The organism is Agreia sp. Leaf244, assembly GCF_001422695.1.
Taxonomy (GTDB): domain Bacteria; phylum Actinomycetota; class Actinomycetes; order Actinomycetales; family Microbacteriaceae; genus Agreia.
The window spans coordinates 298,054-315,597 of sequence record NZ_LMLX01000002.1 but is presented as its reverse complement, the minus strand read 5'-3'; the positions used below and the strand labels follow the sequence as shown (position 1 = coordinate 315,597).

Genomic DNA, 17,544 nt, shown 5'->3' with positions numbered 1-17,544 from the left:
GAGCACGACGTGGTCGACGAGTCCGCCAGCTAACTGAGGACAGTTTCGTTCCACCTCACTCCACGGCGCGGAGATCTGGGGGCCGAATCGCCCCAAAAGCCCTGCCCGAGCACTCTGTCCTCATTTAGCGCCAGCTGCGGCTACGCAAACGATGATCGGAGTTCGCCATCAGAACTGCGGTCTAGCGCGAGGCCCTTCGGCTAGCTCAGGGAACGCTGCTGTCACGTTCCGTTCCCTGAGCCTGTCGAAGGGAGTGACGTCGATACACCCGCACGTTCCTCGAGCGGCTACTCAATCAGCGTCCGTGCTCGTGCCTCCGGAACCCCCAGCAAGAGCAGGCTCGTCAGCGCGGCCGCCGAGGCGTCGAGGGTCTCCCGCGACAGCGCACTGTCGGCAATGGTGAACACTCCCGACCACGCGACCTGGCTGAGAACATCAGCGGGCAGGTGCCGGCCGAATGCCCCGCTGCGCTGCCCTCGCTCTACAAGGTCGGCGAGAATCTCGTCCACAGGGCGCAGAAGAGAATGGATGTCGGCTCCGAACTCCCCGCGCCGCAGCGCGACGAGCACGCGGTACCGGTGCACGAGAGGCCAGAGTCGCTTGATGAAGTCGGCCCACTCCGCGTCGGCAGCGCGGTCGGTCGCGGCGACGTCGGCAAGGATCGCAGACATCTCCTCGACCGCGCGACGGGTGAGCGCGTGCACCAGGTCCGATCGCGACGGGAAGTGGCCGTACACCGTGCGTCGAACAACGCCCGCAGCCGTCGCGATCTCGCCCATGCCCGCGTCAGGATTCTTGCCCAGAACGTCGATCGCCACGTCGAGGATCCGCTGTTTCGTGTCGCTCCCCGGGTCACTCACGCGACGTCGCCCCACATGTCAGCTGCATAAATCCATGATTGCACACTGGTGTGCAATTGCGTAGTCTGCACACCAGTGTGCAATCCCATGAGCACGCAAACGAGGAACTCAGGAGACAGACAATGACCGCATCTACACCCGCCCCGGAAGACATCCGCCCCTTCCATCTCGCGATCCCGCAATCCGAGATCGACGACCTCACCCGACGACTGGCCACGACCCGCTGGCCCGATCCGGAGACGGTTCCCGACTGGTCGCAAGGCGTGCGAACAGACGAGATGCGATCGCTGGTCGAGTACTGGGGGAGTGGATACGACATGCGCCGCGTCGAGTCGAGGCTGAACGCGTTCCCTCAGTTCGTGACGACGATCGACGGGCTCGACATCCACTTCATCCACGTCAGGTCGGAGAACCCCGGCGCCATGCCGCTGCTTCTCACGCACGGGTGGCCGAGCTCCGTGCTCGACTTCGTCGACCTGATCGAACCGCTCACGAACCCGACCGAACACGGCGGCACCGTCGGCGACTCGTTCGATGTCGTCATCCCTTCGCTGCCCGGATTCGGCTTCTCGGGCAAGCCGACCGACACTGGCTGGAACGTCGAACGCATCGCCGACGCGTGGGCCGAGCTGATGCGCCGCCTCGGCTACGAGAGCTGGTTGGCGCACGGCGGCGATTGGGGAGCGGCCGTCACCACCGCCATGGGAGCCGCGCGACCGCGCGGGCTGCGCGGCATCCATCTGAGCACGCCGTATGCGTTCCCGCAGACGATCCCCGACGTGTTGACCGACGACGAGCGCCGCGCGGTCGAGGGTCTCGCCCTCTATGGCGGGCCACTCGGGGGTTCGAATCATGTGCAGGGCACGAAGCCGCAGACGATCGGATTGGCGCTCGCGGACTCTCCGGTCGGTCAAGCGGCGTGGATCTACGAGAAGTTCCAGTCGAAGACCGACAATCGCGGCCGTGCCGAGGATGCCCTCAGTGTCGACGCGATGCTCGACGCGATCTCGCTCTACTGGTTCACCAACAGCGCGGCCTCGTCGGCGCGCATCTACTGGGAGAACAGATCGGCCACGATGGCCGGCCCCAAGCTCTCGCTGCCGGTCGCCGTGACGGTGTTCCCTCGCGACATTCCGCTGCTTCCGAAAAGCTGGATCGAGGATGCCTACAGCGATCTGATTCGCTACGGCGAGGCCGAGAGGGGCGGCCATTTCGCTGCCCTCGAGCAGCCGCAGATTCTGGTCGATGAGCTTCGTATTGGTCTGAGGAGCCTCCGCGTATAGGCGTGACTGGATGCCTGCCGTCGGGTTCTGCGGCCCGTTCCGGTGGGTGGATGTAGGCAACCGAGTGCGCCCGACGGGTTGGTCGATCGCGTGCGGTGCCGTCGAAAATCCCAGCCGGCCTGCGCCGATACGGCAGCGCCGAGTACCTATGTCGCGCTCAGGCGAGCCAGCAGCAATCTCCGACGCTTTACCTCTGGCGAAAAAGTTGTATCGAGGACTCTCGCGTGGACCCTGATGGTCTCACTCGCCGAAGAAGAGCGGTTCGGAGGAGATCTCTATGTACCAAGCGTCCAGGTCGAGGAACCACGTCGATACGTCGGCGCGCAGCGGATACGAGTTCATCCTCATCTGCAGGGCCGCTGCCCATCGTCGCGTGAGTTCCTCAGGGTCGACCTCTTTATCGAGGGGGCGTCCTTCAAGGGATGGGCTCTCTGCGAAGGGCATTACTCGCCACGTCAGAGCGGCTAGACCATGGCGGCTTCCCCACGCATTGAGCGTGTTGGCCAGTGCCTCTTCGAGGCCAAGAGACAGTGTGAGGCCCACGTTCTTGTTCATGTGAAGTCCAACTCGATTCAAAGAGAAGAGGGAGCGAGTCCCCCCTGCGTTGTACTCGATCAACAGCAGGCACGGTAGTGCCAGCTGCCCCCCAGCATTGAGACCTTCACTCATGCGATCGAGTAAGGCTCATTCTTACTTCAATGTCTCGATTAAGCAAAGTGCACGGAAAATAACGGAACGCGAACTTAGTCAGAGTTTCGATCCCCGTGAATTCTCGTGCGGTAGTCCCGCTGGTGGCTCCGTTCAGCGAGACGGGGTCGAGGGCGAGGCGCTTGTAGAATGCACGATTCGTGTTATAGCGGGTGCTGTCAGGAATGCTCCCCGACCACGTTGATCAGCACCAACCTCGCGCCCCCAACGTGACGCAATCGCGCACGGTCGATGACGCAAAAACGCAGCGTCGCGCTACGAAATCGGGCAGTGCAACTGCGTGCGCTCGCCACTTCTGTCGATGGTGTGCAGCGCCATCGACCTGCCGCAGAGAGGGCAGTGCGGGTCGGTCGGCGCCACGTAGGGATCCTCCGGTCGGCCGATTCCGACCTGCGCCGGCCCCGTGAACGAGTAGACGATGCGGTTGAGGTTGTTGATGAACCCCGGCTTTCCGTCGAAGGGGTTCATGGGGTTGGGCTTGCGTGCCGGCCTGGTCAACTGATCCTCGAATGCTTGGCGCTGAAATGATTAGTGCACTAATCATATCGCGGAATGCCCGCCTCCCACCGCACGAAGCGGGGGAGACGGGCATCCGGAACCAGCGCCGGAGGGCCTGCCGACTAGGGCAGATCCGGGTACAGCGCCGGGGTGGTGCGGTAGTGCGTGGCCTGCTCGAACGCGTACGCGAGGCCGATCAGGGTGCCCTCGTCGTAGTTGTGGCCGAGGAACTCCAGGTTGACCCCCGCGTTCGGAACGGCGTTCACGCCGTCGTCGGTCGACGTCTGGCCCATCGGAACCGTGACGGCGGGCATGCCCGTGTTCGGGCTCAGCCGCATGTTGCTGCCGTTGGTGCCGTAGGGCGTGCCCGACGGGTACACGATCGAGTCGAGGTCGAGCGAGTCCATCAGGGCGGTCACGTTCGTGCTCGCGTTGGCGATGAACGCGGTGTGCGTTCCGGTCGGGCCTGCCCAGTTCTGGTAGGTCTCCTCAGTGATCGCTTCGCGCTGAACGTAGGTGCTCTTGCGTGACGGCACGAAGGTGCCAGAGTCCACGATCTGTGTCAGGCTTCGCGCCGTGACGGCCGGCGACAGGTGGTTCTGCACGTACACGGCGAGGTCGTGCTTGAACTCGTTCGTGCTTCCGCTGCCCTCGCCCATCACGGTCGTGAGCAGTGCCGCGTCGGTACCTGTGAGCTCCACCACGGTGGCGCCCTGCGCCTCGAGCGTGGCCTTCGCCGCCGCCCACAGGCGCACGTCGGTGGGGTTCGCGCCGATCATGGATGCGGAGAAGCCGATCCGGGTGCCGGCCAGTGCCGTCGGGTCGAGGTACTGCGTGTACGAGTCGGGAACCAGTCCTGTCTGCTCGGCCGTGATCGCATCGTTGGGGTCGACTCCCACCACGGCGTCGAGCGCGACGGCCGCATCGGTGACGCTGCGTGCGATCGGTCCGCCGGTGTCCTGGCTCAAGGCCAGCGGGATGATGCCGTCGCGGCTGGTCAGGCCGACGGTGGGCCGGATGCCGACGAGCTGGTTGTACGTCGAGGGGATCCGGATCGAGCCACCCGTGTCGGTGCCGAAGCCGATGCCGGCGAGGTTCGCCGCGATCGCAGCTCCCGTTCCTCCGCTGGAGCCACCGGCCGTCTTGCTCGTCGCATACGGGCTCGCCACGAGGGTCGACGTTCCGGCGGGCTGGAACGACGAGTACTCGGAGGCGAAGCCGAAGGCGAACTCGTCGAGGCTGGCCTTGGCGAGGATGATCGCTCCCGCGTCGCGCAGGCTCTTCACCATGAACGCGTCGTCGGAGGTCTGGTTCGCGTCCCAGCAGCCGCAGCCGCCGGTCGTGACCATGTCGGCCGTGTCGTAGTTGTCCTTCACGGCGATCGGAATTCCGAGAAGCATGCTCGTCATTCCCTGCTCGGCGCGCGTCGCATCCGCAGCCGTGGCGGCCTCCAGCGCGACGGTGCTCGTCGTGATGATCGAGTTAAGTGCGCGGCCGCTCTCGGCCGGATCGATCTTCGCCTTGTCGTAGGCCGCGATGCGGTCGAAGTACTCCTGAGTCAGCGCGACCGAGGTGGTGACCCCGGCGTTCATCGCGGCCTGCATGTCGATGGTCGACGCCTCGATGATGTCGAAGGGGCCGTCGTCGTAGATGATGCGGCTGGAGACCGCGGCGATGTCTGTCACCGTGATCGTGCCATCGGCATCCACATCGCCCGTCTGCACCGAGGCCCACTCGGGCGACGAGCTCGTCGCTCCGAGGCTGTCGGCGAGCAGCTGCAGGTCGTCATCGGTGACCTGGGCGTCGCCAGTCAGGTCGAGTTCGGTGTAGTACGGCGAGAGAAAAACGGCGGTCGCGGGTTCTGCGACAACGGGATCGGCGCTGGCCGGAGCGGCCGCGAGAGTGCCGACGGCGAGCACCGAGATGATGCCTGTCGCTGCGATTGCCGTGTGGCGAACGCGTCGTGAGATCACGGGGGTGTTCCTCTGCGAGAAGGGGGATCGGGCGATCCCGGATGCGGATTCGGGGGTGTGGGGTCGGCGGCTCATCGGGCGCTCGCAGACCGGCGACGAAGCGCCACGAAGCCGACGCCGAGGAGGGCGATGGCGAAGACGGCCAGGGCTCCGGCGCCGAAACCGGTGATGGCCAGCGAGCCGTCGCCGTTGTTCGACGAGGCGGGAGCGGCGGTCGGGGTGGACGTCGTGTCGCCGCCCGATGTCGGTGGCGTCGTTGTCGGCGGCGTGGTCGGCGGCGTGGTCTCGACGGGAACGGCCGCGATGGTCACGGGCGCGGTCGCGGCGTCTGCCAGAACGGTGGTCGCGCCGACCGTGTCGACGAGTGTCACGGATGTCGTGAGGGTCGCGTCGCCGGCGGCGAGGCTCATGAACTGCAGGGATGCGGCCAGGTCGCCCGCGAGGGCGGGTGACGTTCCGAGACGGCTGTGCAGGATGGTGACACTGCCGGCAGCCTCCTCGACGCTGTCGAATCCACCCGCCGGACCCTCGGATGCGCTGTCGTCGACATAGTCGAGCAGAGCCGGGTCGAACGTGACCGTGATGGCGTAGCTGTAGGCGTCTACCGTTCCGGCGAGTGCGACAGAGACGTCGACGGCCTTGCCGGCCTCGACCTCGGGGGTCGCGGTCATCGTCACGGTGGTCGTGGGGGCGGCGAGTGCGGGTGACGCCGCGACCATCGAGAGGCCGAGGGCGATGCCGCCGGCGGCGAGGACTGCTCGCAGGCGAGATGCGGTGTGTTTCATCAGGACGTGGTCCTTCTTTCTTCACTGTGGGGATGCTGATCGACCTATCGACGGGCGCGACGAAGAGCTCCGTGTGCGGGCCAGTTCCGGCACGTGGCCGGGGGTTCTGTCGAGCAGGGGGAGCGGGTCGCCGACGGGATCGGGTGCGGTCAGCGGGAGAGTGGTGCAGGAACCATCACAGTATCCGCGGGCACGATCCGCACCGTTTCGCCGATGTTTCGTGCTGGTAACAAAGTCGAAGGATCATCGCACCGGAGGGCCGATCGAGGCCCCGATGCCTCATCAACGACCCGAATAGCGCCGGTCTGTGCGCGACGGCGGGGTGTACGCGCCGCCAGGGTCAGCGTGTTCCGAGCGCGGACGCAAGTAGTCTGCTGCCATGGAAGAGTCTCCCTCCGCGCAGGTGCGCCGGCTGGTGGCCCGCACCATCGACTCGCTCGTGAGCCAGGGCGTGCACGACGAGGCGCTCGGCGTGATGCGCGAGCCGCGTGGATTCTCGGTGTTCAAGACCGCGCCCATGATCACCCCCGCGGGCCGGGCCTGGCGACTCGGTGTTCTGCTGGTCGATCGCGACGGCGGTGTCTACGAGACGGGCGACGTGACCCGGGCGATCGAGCCGCTGCGGGCGGTCACGAACCGGTCGGCCGAGGCCGAAGCGAGACGCGACGATCGCCGCGCAGCGGCACGGGGCAAGTTTCCCGAGGGCGAGGTCGTGAACCACCGCTTCGTTCCGCTCGCGCTCGACGACGAGAGCCTGGATGCCGGCTCGGGCCCGTTGCAGGTTCGCGACGGCATGGTCGTCGTGCAGTGGGATCGCTCGAGCCCCGGCCACGGAGTCTCGACCCTCGACCGCTACCTCGCCGACCGCGTCAGCGTGCTCACGTTGGATTGACGCTTTCGGCGAGATGCTGCTCGCGAGGTGGCACTTCGGTCGGCCCGAGGTGTCATCTCAGCGGAGTGCTGTGCACCGAATCGTCACCTCAGCGAAGTGCCGCGCGGTCGAACCCCGCCGCGTCGTAGATCGCGTCGATGGCCTGCATCTGCGCCACCGAATCCGCGCCCTCGGTGAGCAGCCGCTCGCCGCTCGCCAGACCCTCGACGACTGCCGCGAGCTGGTGGTCGTAGGTCTCGAGCCCGGCCACCGTGGAGTTGCGGGTGATGCCGTCTCGGGTCTCGCTGATCGTGTGCCCCTTCGACGGGAACACGAGGTTGTCGACGTGCAGGCTGCCGAGGGTGCCCACCACATCGAGAGAGGAGTTCAGCTCAGAATCCTCGACCATGCTGCAGGTCATGCGGGCCGTGACGCCCGATGCGAACCGCAGCGACGCATCCATGCTGAGGTCGGCGCCCATCGAGTTGACCGTCGCCGTCGCATCCAGAACCTCGGGCTCGCTCGCCATCAACGCGCGCAACTGGTGCAGCGGGTAGCAGCCGAGGTCCATGAGCGAGCCGCCACCCACGGCCGGATCGTGGCGGATCGACGCGGGGTCGAACGGAATGGATGCGGTGAAGTCGGCGTGTGCCGACACGATCTCGCCGAGGCGCCCCGACGCGACGATGCGGTCGATCTCGGTGCTCAGCGGGTGGTAGCGGTCGTGGAACGCCTCGATGAGGCGCAGGCCCGTGTCGGTGGCGGCCGTGGTCATGAGTTTGGCTTCGTCGGCCGACATGGCGAAGGGTTTCTCGCAGAGCACGTTCTTGCCCGACTCGAGGGCCGCGATCGACCAGCGGGAGTGTTCGGACGGGGGCAGGGCGTTGTAGACGAGGTCGATCTCGGGATCGGCGAGCAGTCGCTCGTAGCCTCCGTAGGAGCGCGGGATCGAGTGAGTCGCCGCGTAGGCGCTCGCCGACGACTCGCTGCGGGATGCGACGGCCACGATCTCGACGTCGTCACGTCGTCGTGCGGGGATGATGATGGCGTTCGGGGCGATGCCGGCCGCGCCGAGGATTCCGATTCTGAGCATGGGTCCAGCGTGACACATGGCGATCGGGATCGCCCCCTGAAACGGAGTCGCCCTTCGACGGGCTCAGGGAACGACAGGCTCAGGGAGCGGGCGCGGCTAGACGCCGAGGGCGTTGAGGGAGTCGTCGACGATCGTGAGGCCCTCGAGGCCTGGCAGTCCGCTGATGGCGGTGTCGATCTTGCGGGCGGCCTTGCGGCCCTCTTCGCCGCCCATGAGGTGGCCCATCACGTGCTTGACCTCGTTCTTCTCCATGATGCTGGAGCCGACCGGTGCCCAGAAGTTGCTGAGGGCGAAGCGGGCGAACTTCTGCGCCTTCGTGCTCTTCGCCAGACGCTCGCGCGCCTGCGAGGTGTAGAACGCCACGTGGCGTGCCTCCTGCTTGGCGATGCGCTTGAGCAGCTCGGCCAGCACCGGGTCTTCTTCGAGTGCGGCCATGCGGTTGTAGGCGGTGATCGCCGACCACTCGTTGGCTGCACCCCAGGCCATGTGCACGGCCACGAAGTCGGCGCCCACGACCTTGCCGATCACGGACTGCTTGATGGGGTCGAGCTTGTCGCGCCAGCCGAGCTTGAGTCGCTTGGCCTTGAGCTCGTCGAAGTCGACGTGGATTCCGTGGATGCCGAGAACGGTGGCGAGGGCCTCGCCGTGCCAGAACTCCTCGCGGTTCCACATGGTCATGAACGCGCCCATCTCGGCCTCTTTGTGGGAGGGCGTGGTGAGCAGGTCACGGGTGTAGCAGACCGTGTGATATTCCACATCGGCCATATAACGCAGGGTGCGCAGGGAGCCCTCGGGCAGAGGGTGCTCGCGGAATCGCTCGAGGTCGAGGTCGTCCCAGTTCACGCTCACCGAGGTGGCGGTGTATTTGTCTACGTCGAATGCCATGGTGTGAGGAGAGTTTACTCTCCGGTTCCCTTCGCGAATTGCGGTAGTGCGGACGCTCCGCGGGCGCCGCGTTTCCAGTTGTGGATGCTCCATCTTCTTCGGAGCGCCTCACGCGAGAGATTGGTGTCGGGGTTGATCGCGGTGGGGTTGCCGAGCAGTTGCAGCCACACCAGGTCGGCGTGGCTGTCGCCGTAGCCGTACGACTTCGACAGGTCCATGCCGTGCGTCTCGGCGTAGCGGCGCAGCCAGGCCGCGCGCGCCTCGTCGACCAGCGGTGGCTGGGCCAGGTAGCCGGTCAGGATTCCGTCGCGCTCGTGCATCGATCCGGCGATGACGTCGTCGAAGAGCGAGGCGAGCGGCGAGGCCAGGATGCCGATGGATCCGGTGACGAGAACGGTGCGGTGGCCGGCGGCGCGGTGCTCCTCGATGCGCGCGATGGCCGACGGCATCGTGTGCCGCAGCAGCGTCTCGCGGTATCCGCCGGACACGACCTTCTCGAGCCGCTTCGCGGGCATCCCGCTGTAGCGGCGCAGGAATGCACGGATGAACTCGCCGCGATCGCGGTGCTCGGCCTTGAGGTAGCCCGGCAGCGAGGTGAGCAGGCTCGCCACCTCGCTGGGCCAGGCCGCCTTGCGGAAGCCGGCCGAGCGCACCCACAGGTACTGCTCGACGATGTTGGAGTCGACGACGGTGCCCTCGAAGTCGAAGACGGCGAGAACGTCGCTGCGCTCGGGGAGCGCCTTGGCCACGCGCTCCGACGCGGCGGGCCGCAGCGAGAACGCGCGGGTGAGAGCGGTGATCGACGGGAAGTGCACCCTCTGCAGGTAGTCCTCCCAGTCGATGGCGGTCACGTCGAATCCGATGTCGTCGCGCAGCTCGGCGGGCAGGGAGTTGTGCAGCGCCCGGGTGTTGCGGTCGTCGAAGATGATCTCGGTCTGCACGTAGGCGCGGTAGAGCTCGACGAAGGTACGAAGGTTCTCGAGGTCGTCTTTGCGCTTGAGGGCCTTCTTCACGTGCACGCGGGTGCGCTCGGTCGAGGGGAGGCGCTCGAGCGCCCTCTCGAGTCGGGCGTTCCAGATCTCCTGGTTGTGCAGCACCCGGTCGACCTTGCGGGTTCCGGGGAAGGTCCAGTACGGAACCTCGATGTGCCCGTCGCTCTCGTGCGGCAGAGGATTGGCCGTGAAGAACTCGTTCATGTTCGTGAACATGCGGTGGATTGGCAGCGGGTTCCGGGCGCCGGAACTCACGTGGTAGTACGCGGAGTCGACCTCGGACTCGGGCGTCGGCGGGGTGGCCGCGACGGCGAGGATGACGTTCACCACGTAGTCGACGGGAATCACGTCGAGCACGGTGTCGGGCAGGGCGGGGAACTGTGTGAGGTTGCCGCGCGCGTAGGCGAGCACCAGCGGGTCGGCGACCTTGAAGCCGTCGATCCAGCCGGGGTAGGGGTGCCGCAGCGCGCTCTCGATGATGGCCGGGCGCACGACCGACAGCCGGTGGCCGGTCTCGCGCCACAGCTCTTCGGCGGCGCGCTCGGCGAACGACTTCGTGAGCGTGTACACGTCGGTCCAGCCGAGACTCTGCGCCCGGCTGCGGCCGTAGTCGACGAGGCGCTCGCGCACCCACTCGACGCGGCCGGTCTCTGCGGCCGTGGCGACCGCCTGCGGGCCTTCCTTGCCGTGCACGGCGCGCGCATCCGACATGAAGGTGCGCAGTGTCTCGGGTTGGCGCGATGCCATCTCGACCCGCACCCGGGCATCCCTGGCCGCGGTGAGCTCTGCGCGCCAGTCGACCTCGTGCTTGAGGCGCCCCTCGGGAACGATGCCCTTGCGCAGGCCGCCGACGTAGGCGGTCGAGACGTGCACCACGTGGGCGTCGCTGCCCGATTCGGCCAACGCCGTGTAGAGGGCGATGGCCCCGCCGAGGTTGGTCTCGAACGCCTGGTCGATGGGCGGGTCGAACGACACGGTGGATGCGCTGTGGATCACGACGTCGAGATCGTCGGGCAGAGCGGGCACGGTCGCGAGGTCGCCCTCGATCACCCGCAGTCGCTCGCGCACGGCGCGCTCGACCTCGGCCTCGCCGACGCGCTCTCGCCACGGCCCGAATACCGGCTTGCGCAGCAGTGTGCGCAGGCGGTCTTCGGCCGTCGTGCTGCCCTTGGTGCGGATGAGCAGCGAGATCGTGGTGTCGGGATGCGACGAGAGCAGCCTCTCGACGATGGCCTGGCCCACGAAGCCCGTGCCTCCCGTGATGAAGACGTGCGCGTTGCCGAGGTCGCCGGTCACGACTGTGTCGGTCACGTTCGGGCCGCTCACGAGCGCAGCTTCCGGGCGACGGCGTCGCCGATCTGCGGGGTCAGGCCGGGAAGTTCTGCCACTCTGTTTCCGATCGTGGTTGCGCGCTGGAGTCCGTCGGCACCGCCGAAGACGGTCTGTTCGAAGAAGGTGCGGTCTGCATCGGAGCGGTCGACGGCTCCGATCGGCCAGGCGGCGAGCGCGAGGTGAGCGGACGCCTGCCTGACGGTCTTGGACGAGTCGGCCAGCCTGCGTCGCGCCTCTTCGGCGAAGAACGATTCGTGCCGGCTCTTGATACTCCGGATGGTGTCGATAGTGGTGCTGAGCGTCGGGTGGCCGGCGAGGGCATCCAATCGGGCGTATGCCGTGCCCATGACCCATTCGTCGACGAGGCCCGTGGTCATGTGCACGCCGGTGAGCGGAACACCCTGCCCCATGGCGAGGATGGCGCGACGGATGGGGCCGCGGCGCTCGGCCGCCTCCGACCGGTCGGAGCGCGGTGCGCCCTCATCGCCGACCTGGGCGCCGGTGCTGCCGTTGGCCACGAGGATCTGGTCGATGGCGTCGGCGATCCAGAACTTCTCGAAGGCCCAGGTGACGAGGAACGCGGTGACGCGCGCGTCTTTGTGGGTGGCGGTCACGAGCAGGTTACGCAGCTGCTCCATCGTGGCGCTCTCGAGACGACCGAGGTAGCGCAGCAGATGCACGGCTTCGGCCGAGAGCTGCGCGCCGTCGTAGGCCTCGAGCTGGAGCTCGGGACGGAGATTTCCGCGGGCGGTGCCGGCGAATGCCCGCACGTCGAACCGCGCACTCGAAGTTGCATCTGTGGATGTCATGAAAGCCCTGCCGACTGGTCGAAAACCCGCGTGCGTAAACGACGCCGTGAAGAGCAGACTAACCTAACCCCATGGCTGTAGCTCTCGTTACGGGAGGAACGTCTGGCATCGGTGCTGCGTTCTCCCGATCCCTCGCCGCGCAGGGATATGACCTTGTTCTCGTCGCTCGGAGCGTTCCGCGACTGGAGGAGATGGCCGAAGAGATCCGCGCCCTCGGCCGCTCGGTCGAGATCCTCCCCGCCGATCTCGCGGATCGGGCCGACGTGGCGCGGGTCGCCGAACGGCTCGAAGACGCCTCCCGTCCGATCGACATGCTGGTGAACAACGCCGGGTTCGGCGTGCACACGTCGCTCATCGACTCCGACGTCTCGGCCCACGACAAGGCCTTCGAGGTCATGTGCCGCGCCGTGCTGGTGCTGTCGGGTGCCGCGGCACGCGGGATGCTGCCCCGCGGCTCGGGAAAGATCGTCAACGTCTCGAGCACGGCCGGTTTCGTGACCATGGGCGCCTACTCGGCGCTCAAGGCCTGGGTCACGTCGTTCACCGAGGGACTCGCCGTCGAGCTGCGCGGCACGGGGATCGGCGTGACGGCGCTCTGCCCGGGCTGGGTGCACACCGAGTTTCACGAGCGCGCCGGGATCAAGGCGTCGAGCATTCCAAACTTCTTGTGGCTCGACGCCGAACAACTTGTCACGGCATGCTTGCGCGACGTCGACCGGGGCAGGGTAATCTCCATACCGACTGTTCGGTACCGAACCCTCATCTGGTTGGCTCGCCACGCACCGAGGAGTGCGATACGCGCAGTCTCCGGGTCGATCTCATCGAGTCGAAAGAAGCCGGTCACCTAGATGGCTGCAGAAGAACCCGCCCCTTCGGGGCCCGCCAAGGTCGTTGCCGGCGTGCGCGACCGTTTCAACTCGCCCAGCGTCGCGGCCGCCCGCTTTCTCGTTCAGCGCGGGCTGCTGAAGCCCCTCATCTGGTCGCTCACTCGCGTCACCGTGATCGGTCGCGAGAAGCTCAAGGACCTGTCGGGGGGCTTCGTCGTCGTCGCCAACCATTCCAGCCATCTGGATGCCCCGCTGATCGTCGGCTCCCTGCCCCGCCGGCTTGCGCGGTACCTGGCCACGGGTGCGGCCGCCGACTACTTCTTCGCCGTCTGGTGGCGGCGCGGCCTCACGGCATTGTTCTTCAATGCGTTTCCGGTGAAGCGCATGGAGTCGAAGGCCAAGTCGATGAGCGCCCGGTCTCTGCTGTCGCGAGGCATCCCCATCCTCATCTTCCCCGAGGGAACCCGGTCGAAAGACGGCGAGGTCGGCACCTTCAAGCCCGGTGCCGCCGCGCTCGCGGCATCCTGCGACGTGCCCACGATTCCAATGGCGCTCATCGGCGCCCACGTCGCCCACCCGCGTGGTGCCAACTGGCCCCGTCGAGGGCGGTACCCGGTCGGCGTCGTCTTCGGCGAACCCCTGAGGCCCGTCGCGGGCGAGACCCCCGGCCACTTCGCCGAGCGCACGAAGCAAGAGATCCTGCGCCTGCACGACCTTCATTCGGCCACTATCCTTGGCCAGTCCCCCCGATCAAGAGGAGCCCTCAAGTGAGCGATGTCAAGCACATGAAATGGTGGGGCTGGGGCGTCGACGGCGTCGCATTCCACCACGAGAACAAGCCGGGTTTCGCCCCCTTCGTGAAGAAGAACCTCGGTCTCGACCTCACCAAGACCAAGGGCGAGCCGCCGGCATTCGACGACATCGATGTCCCCTCCAGCCGTGCCCCGGAGGCCTTCGTCCTGCTCCTGACCGGCATCGTCGGGGATGAGCACATCGAGACCGCCGACATGTCGCGGGTCGTGCACACCTTCGGCAAGAGCATCCGCGACCTCATCCGCGTTCGCACCAGCGCTTTCCCGCGCGCCGTCGACGTGGTGGTGTACCCGGCCAACGAGGCCGAGGTGCGTCTGATCGTCGACGCGGTCGTCGCGGCCGACGCCGTGCTCATTCCGTTCGGCGGCGGCAGCAACATCGCCGGCAGCCTCGAGCCCCTCGCCGGCGAGGAGCGCACCGTGGTGTCACTCGACCTCGGCCGGCTCAATCGCGTCATCGAGGTCGACGCCGACTCGAGCCTCGCGCGCATCCAGGCCGGCGCCCAGGGCCCCGACCTCGAGGCCGAGCTGAACGCGGCCGGCTGGACCCTCGGACACTTCCCCGACAGCTTCACCCACTCCACCGTCGGCGGCTGGGTGGCCACGCGCTCCTCCGGCATGCAGAGCGACAAGTTCGGAGACATCGCCGATATTGCCAAGGGTCTGCGTGTCGTTCGCCCCGGCGGCGTGCTCGTTCTGCGGCCGCTGCCCAGCACCTCGACCGGGCCCAGCGTGCGCGAGATGATCCTCGGCAGCGAGGGGCGCCTCGGTGTCATCACCGAGGTCACCGTGCAGATCCACCGCATCCCGGCCAAGCGCGAGATCCTCGCCTACCTCTACCCGACCTGGGACGCCGGACTCGCGGCCATGCGTGAGATCTCGGAGAGCGATGCCACGCCCTCGATCACCCGCGTCTCCGACGGCAACGAGACGCTGTTCTCGTTCGCGACGTCGAAGAAGAGCAAGGGTTTCTCCGGCCTCGCCACGAAGGGCCTCGGCGTCTTCCTGAAGGCCAAGCGCTGGGACACCGAGAAGATGTGCCTGTCGTTCGTCGGCAACGAGGGTGGCGAAGAGCTGGTCGCGACCAACCAGAAGATCATCGCCGGCATCGTCAAGAAGCACGGCGGAATCACCGTGGGCAAGGGCCCTGGCGTGCTCTACGACCAGAAGAAGTTCGACACCCCGTACATCCGGGACTGGTTCCTCGACTGGGGAGGCTCCGCCGACGTGTCCGAGACCGCGGCGCCCTGGGCCAAGCTGCCCGAGCTCTACCGCAACGTGATCGCCAGCGCCAACCACGCGTTCGACGAGATCGGGGTCAAGGGCTGGATCATGGCCCACCTGTCCCACTCCTACACCTCGGGCGCCTGCCTCTACTTCACCTTCGCCTACCTCGACACGGGCGACGCGATCCCCAACTACGACGTGGTGAAGGGCGCGATTCAGCAGGCGTTCATCGACGCGGGCGGAACGCTGTCGCACCACCATGGAGTGGGCCTCGAGCACGCCCCGTGGATGGAGCAGGACATCTCGACCGAGGGCGTCAAGATCATGCGCGGACTGTTCGGCTCGGCCGACCCGGGTCGCCACTTCAACCCGGGCAAGGTTCTGCTCGACGAATGAGCCGCGCCCGTCTCGGCGGGCCCGTCGGCGCGGCGGGCCTCGTCGTCGCCGGGCTGGCGTGCCAGGAGGTCGGGGCGGCCTTCGCCGTGCTGCTCTTTCCGAGCGTCGGTGCGCTCGGCATGGTGGCGCTGCGCCTCACCTTCTCCGCCCTGATCTTGCTCGCCATCGCGCGCCCCTCGGTTCGCGGCCGCAGCCGCGGCGACTGGATGACGGTGGTGCTGTTCGGCGTGGCCCTCGCGGTGATGAACGGGTTGTTCTACGAGGCGCTCGCGCGCATCCCGCTGGGTGCCGCGGTAACGATCGAGGTGCTCGGGCCGCTGATCCTGTCGGTGGCGACGAGCCGGCGCGCATCCAGCTGGCTCTGGGCGGTGCTGGCGTTCGTCGGCGTCTTCCTGCTGGGTCAGGGCAGCTTCGGAGAGCTCGACCCCGTCGGAGTGCTGTTCGCCGCCGGCGCCGGAGCGAGCTGGGCCGGGTACATCCTGCTGTCGTCGCGCACAGGCAGCCGCTTCGCCCGACTCGACGGGCTCGCGCTCGCCATGGCGATCGGCGCCGTTCTCACGCTGCCGCTGGGGCTCGCCGCAGCCGGCCCCGCGATCGTGCGCCCCGACATCCTGCTTCTGGGAGCGGCCGTCGCCGTGCTCTCGTCGACGATCCCGTACGCCCTCGAGCTGTTCGCGCTGCGTCGCATCCCCTCGTCGACTTTCGCCATTCTCATGAGCCTCGCGCCCGCGATCGCCGCCCTGGCCGGAGTCGTCCTGCTGGCCCAGCACATCTCGATCGTGGGGGTGATCGCGATCGCCCTCGTCGTGACGGCGAGCATCGGGGCGGTGCGCAGCGCGCGACCGGGGTCTACTCCCGTCGCTCGTGCCGACGTGGTCTGAGCCGGGCAGGCGCGTCGCGCGCCTCGGGGAACGCGCAGGTGAACGAGCCCTCGTAGCCGAACAGGAAGCCGAACCGGTCGTTGGTGACCTCGAGTCGAATGCGGTAGACGCCGGCCGACTCGTCGTAGCTCTCGCGAAGGTCGGCCCGTCCGCTGAAGAGCATGGGGAAGCGGAACGCGATCGGTCCTTCGTAGAAGCGCTGGGCGCCCGAGCGCAGCAGCAGCGAGCCGTCGTCGCCGACGGAGAGCTCGAGGTCGACGGCCAGGTGCTGGTGGGTGCCGAGGTAGTCGATGACCCGTGCCGCTCGCTCGCTGTAGATCATGGTCGCGTCGAAGCGGTGGGGGCGCGCTCCTGCGCCGTAGGTGCGCACGAACGTGATCGTCTCGCGTCCCAGCGGATCGACGTAGGGGTAGTTCTCGACCGTGAAGGGCACGTCCGAACCCTGGATCGGCACGAGGATGTTCCGGATCCGCCCCACCCACAGGAACGGGATGGTCCACCACGGTCCCCGACGGATGCGCGTCATCACGCCGGTGCCCACGCAGGCATACCCGGCGTCGATCCCCACCCCGAACCTGCGGCGCATCATGGGGTGGAGGCGTGCGAAGTCGTCTCCCAGCGCGGTCTCGAAGATGCCGGTCACGACTCTGTCAGCCCCGCCAGCGAGCCGGGCGCATTCGCCATCGGATCGTGCGATCGGGCGGAGCGGGGTGGCCGCGCCTGGCATCGGCGTGCGCGAGGCCGGTCTGATCGCCAGACGGCGAGAACGGATGCGAGCGGCCAGGACTCGGGCGGGGTTCCGGTCTCGGCCCAGATGCGCAGGCGGTCGAAGCTCCACGCCGTCATCCACCAGACCAGGCGCCGGGTCACGAGCCGATCGAGAAGCGCTCCGATACGGCCGAAGAACGGCTCGTAGTCGTACCCGGTGATGAACCGTGTCGTGCCGTCGGCCATCGAAATGTAGCGCCAGTATCCTCGGCCCGACGCGAGCGGCGACAGCGGGTCGGATGTCGAGAAGACGAGGGCTGACGTGCGCGAGCCGTTCTCGCCGTCGCGCTCGCCGAGTGAGACGCCCGAGCCGTGAATCGTGTGGAACGGAATGCGCCGTTCGTAGCGGAAGCGGGTCGGTCGGTCGGCCGCTCCGACGGCGTCGGGCGGTGCGGGCTCGGGAGCGATCCGGCTGAATCGCAGATCCCAGCGCGAGTGCAGCTGCGGGGTCTGCGTGAGGCGCCAGACCTCGTCGAGCGGGGCCTCGATGCGGGTCTCGACATAGAGGGCGCGCCGCGATCCTGTCATGCAGCCACTCGTCTTT

General features: G+C 67.4%; 17 protein-coding genes. 6 read left to right on the top strand and 11 right to left on the bottom strand.

Annotation, left to right across the window (positions count from 1 at the left end):
* Positions 1–287 precede the first annotated feature (287 nt).
* A complete protein-coding gene (locus tag ASF06_RS06375; protein ID WP_200920328.1) occupies positions 288–860 on the bottom strand; it encodes a TetR/AcrR family transcriptional regulator in 573 nt (190 codons plus the stop codon).
* A gap of 122 nt (positions 861–982) precedes the next feature.
* Here ASF06_RS06375 and ASF06_RS06370 point away from each other — a divergent pair, with 122 nt between their 5' ends.
* Positions 983–2,143, top strand: coding sequence for an epoxide hydrolase family protein (locus ASF06_RS06370; protein ID WP_055944803.1), 1,161 nt, complete (start codon positions 983–985; stop codon positions 2,141–2,143).
* Between the two features lie 240 nt (positions 2,144–2,383).
* Here the strand turns inward: ASF06_RS06370 and ASF06_RS06365 are convergent, their stop codons facing one another.
* The 4 genes from ASF06_RS06365 to ASF06_RS06350 all read right to left on the bottom strand — a co-directional run bounded on the left by ASF06_RS06365 (position 2,384) and on the right by ASF06_RS06350 (position 6,107).
* Complete coding sequence (locus ASF06_RS06365) at positions 2,384–2,698, bottom strand: hypothetical protein (RefSeq protein ID WP_055944800.1); 315 nt, start codon at positions 2,696–2,698, stop codon at positions 2,384–2,386.
* A gap of 408 nt (positions 2,699–3,106) precedes the next feature.
* Positions 3,107–3,349, bottom strand: coding sequence for a hypothetical protein (locus ASF06_RS06360; RefSeq protein WP_235500921.1), 243 nt, complete (start codon positions 3,347–3,349; stop codon positions 3,107–3,109).
* A gap of 122 nt (positions 3,350–3,471) precedes the next feature.
* Positions 3,472–5,322 carry an amidase family protein gene (locus tag ASF06_RS06355; protein ID WP_055944793.1) on the bottom strand — a complete coding sequence of 617 codons (1,851 nt, stop codon included), beginning with the start codon at positions 5,320–5,322 and terminating at the stop codon, positions 3,472–3,474.
* A 71-nt stretch (positions 5,323–5,393) separates the two neighbouring features.
* On the bottom strand, positions 5,394–6,107 hold the full coding sequence (locus ASF06_RS06350; RefSeq protein ID WP_055944791.1) for a cohesin domain-containing protein: 714 nt from the start codon (positions 6,105–6,107) through the stop codon (positions 5,394–5,396).
* 379 nt (positions 6,108–6,486) lie between these two features.
* On the opposite strand from ASF06_RS06350, the gene ASF06_RS06345 reads away from it, so the two are divergent.
* On the top strand, positions 6,487–6,999 hold the full coding sequence (locus tag ASF06_RS06345) for a hypothetical protein (RefSeq protein WP_055944790.1): 513 nt from the start codon (positions 6,487–6,489) through the stop codon (positions 6,997–6,999).
* A gap of 88 nt (positions 7,000–7,087) precedes the next feature.
* Here ASF06_RS06345 and ASF06_RS06340 read toward each other — a convergent pair whose 3' ends face one another.
* The 4 genes from ASF06_RS06340 to ASF06_RS19985 form a co-directional block, all read right to left on the bottom strand.
* Positions 7,088–8,071 (bottom strand): Gfo/Idh/MocA family protein, encoded by a 984-nt coding sequence (locus ASF06_RS06340; RefSeq protein ID WP_055944788.1) that lies wholly within the window; start codon positions 8,069–8,071, stop codon positions 7,088–7,090.
* Positions 8,072–8,167: 96 nt separating this feature from the next.
* A complete protein-coding gene (locus ASF06_RS06335) occupies positions 8,168–8,956 on the bottom strand; it encodes a hypothetical protein (protein WP_055926962.1) in 789 nt (262 codons plus the stop codon).
* A gap of 14 nt (positions 8,957–8,970) precedes the next feature.
* Positions 8,971–11,259 (bottom strand): SDR family oxidoreductase, encoded by a 2,289-nt coding sequence (locus tag ASF06_RS06330; RefSeq protein ID WP_235500920.1) that lies wholly within the window; start codon positions 11,257–11,259, stop codon positions 8,971–8,973.
* A gap of 11 nt (positions 11,260–11,270) precedes the next feature.
* Complete coding sequence (locus tag ASF06_RS19985; RefSeq protein ID WP_055944785.1) at positions 11,271–12,089, bottom strand: hypothetical protein; 819 nt, start codon at positions 12,087–12,089, stop codon at positions 11,271–11,273.
* A gap of 71 nt (positions 12,090–12,160) precedes the next feature.
* On the opposite strand from ASF06_RS19985, the gene ASF06_RS06320 reads away from it, so the two are divergent.
* The 4 genes from ASF06_RS06320 to ASF06_RS06305 are packed head-to-tail and all read left to right on the top strand — an operon-like array spanning position 12,161 to position 16,232.
* Complete coding sequence (locus tag ASF06_RS06320; RefSeq protein WP_055926966.1) at positions 12,161–12,937, top strand: SDR family NAD(P)-dependent oxidoreductase; 777 nt, start codon at positions 12,161–12,163, stop codon at positions 12,935–12,937.
* Positions 12,938–13,687 carry a lysophospholipid acyltransferase family protein gene (locus ASF06_RS06315; protein WP_055944781.1) on the top strand — a complete coding sequence of 250 codons (750 nt, stop codon included), beginning with the start codon at positions 12,938–12,940 and terminating at the stop codon, positions 13,685–13,687.
* On the top strand, positions 13,684–15,351 hold the full coding sequence (locus ASF06_RS06310) for an FAD-binding oxidoreductase (RefSeq protein WP_200920327.1): 1,668 nt from the start codon (positions 13,684–13,686) through the stop codon (positions 15,349–15,351). Before ASF06_RS06315 ends, ASF06_RS06310 begins: the two co-directional genes overlap by 4 nt.
* Positions 15,348–16,232: an EamA family transporter gene (locus ASF06_RS06305; RefSeq protein WP_055944778.1), complete on the top strand. Its 885-nt coding sequence runs from the start codon at positions 15,348–15,350 to the stop codon at positions 16,230–16,232. The genes ASF06_RS06310 and ASF06_RS06305 overlap by 4 nt, the downstream gene beginning before the upstream one ends.
* Here ASF06_RS06305 and ASF06_RS06300 read toward each other — a convergent pair.
* Both ASF06_RS06300 and ASF06_RS06295 read right to left on the bottom strand, forming a co-directional pair.
* Complete coding sequence (locus ASF06_RS06300) at positions 16,201–16,875, bottom strand: DUF4166 domain-containing protein (protein WP_055944775.1); 675 nt, start codon at positions 16,873–16,875, stop codon at positions 16,201–16,203. The genes ASF06_RS06305 and ASF06_RS06300 overlap by 32 nt on opposite strands.
* Positions 16,872–17,528 carry a hypothetical protein gene (locus ASF06_RS06295; protein WP_055944772.1) on the bottom strand — a complete coding sequence of 219 codons (657 nt, stop codon included), beginning with the start codon at positions 17,526–17,528 and terminating at the stop codon, positions 16,872–16,874. Before ASF06_RS06295 ends, ASF06_RS06300 begins: the two co-directional genes overlap by 4 nt.
* Positions 17,529–17,544 lie beyond the last annotated feature (16 nt).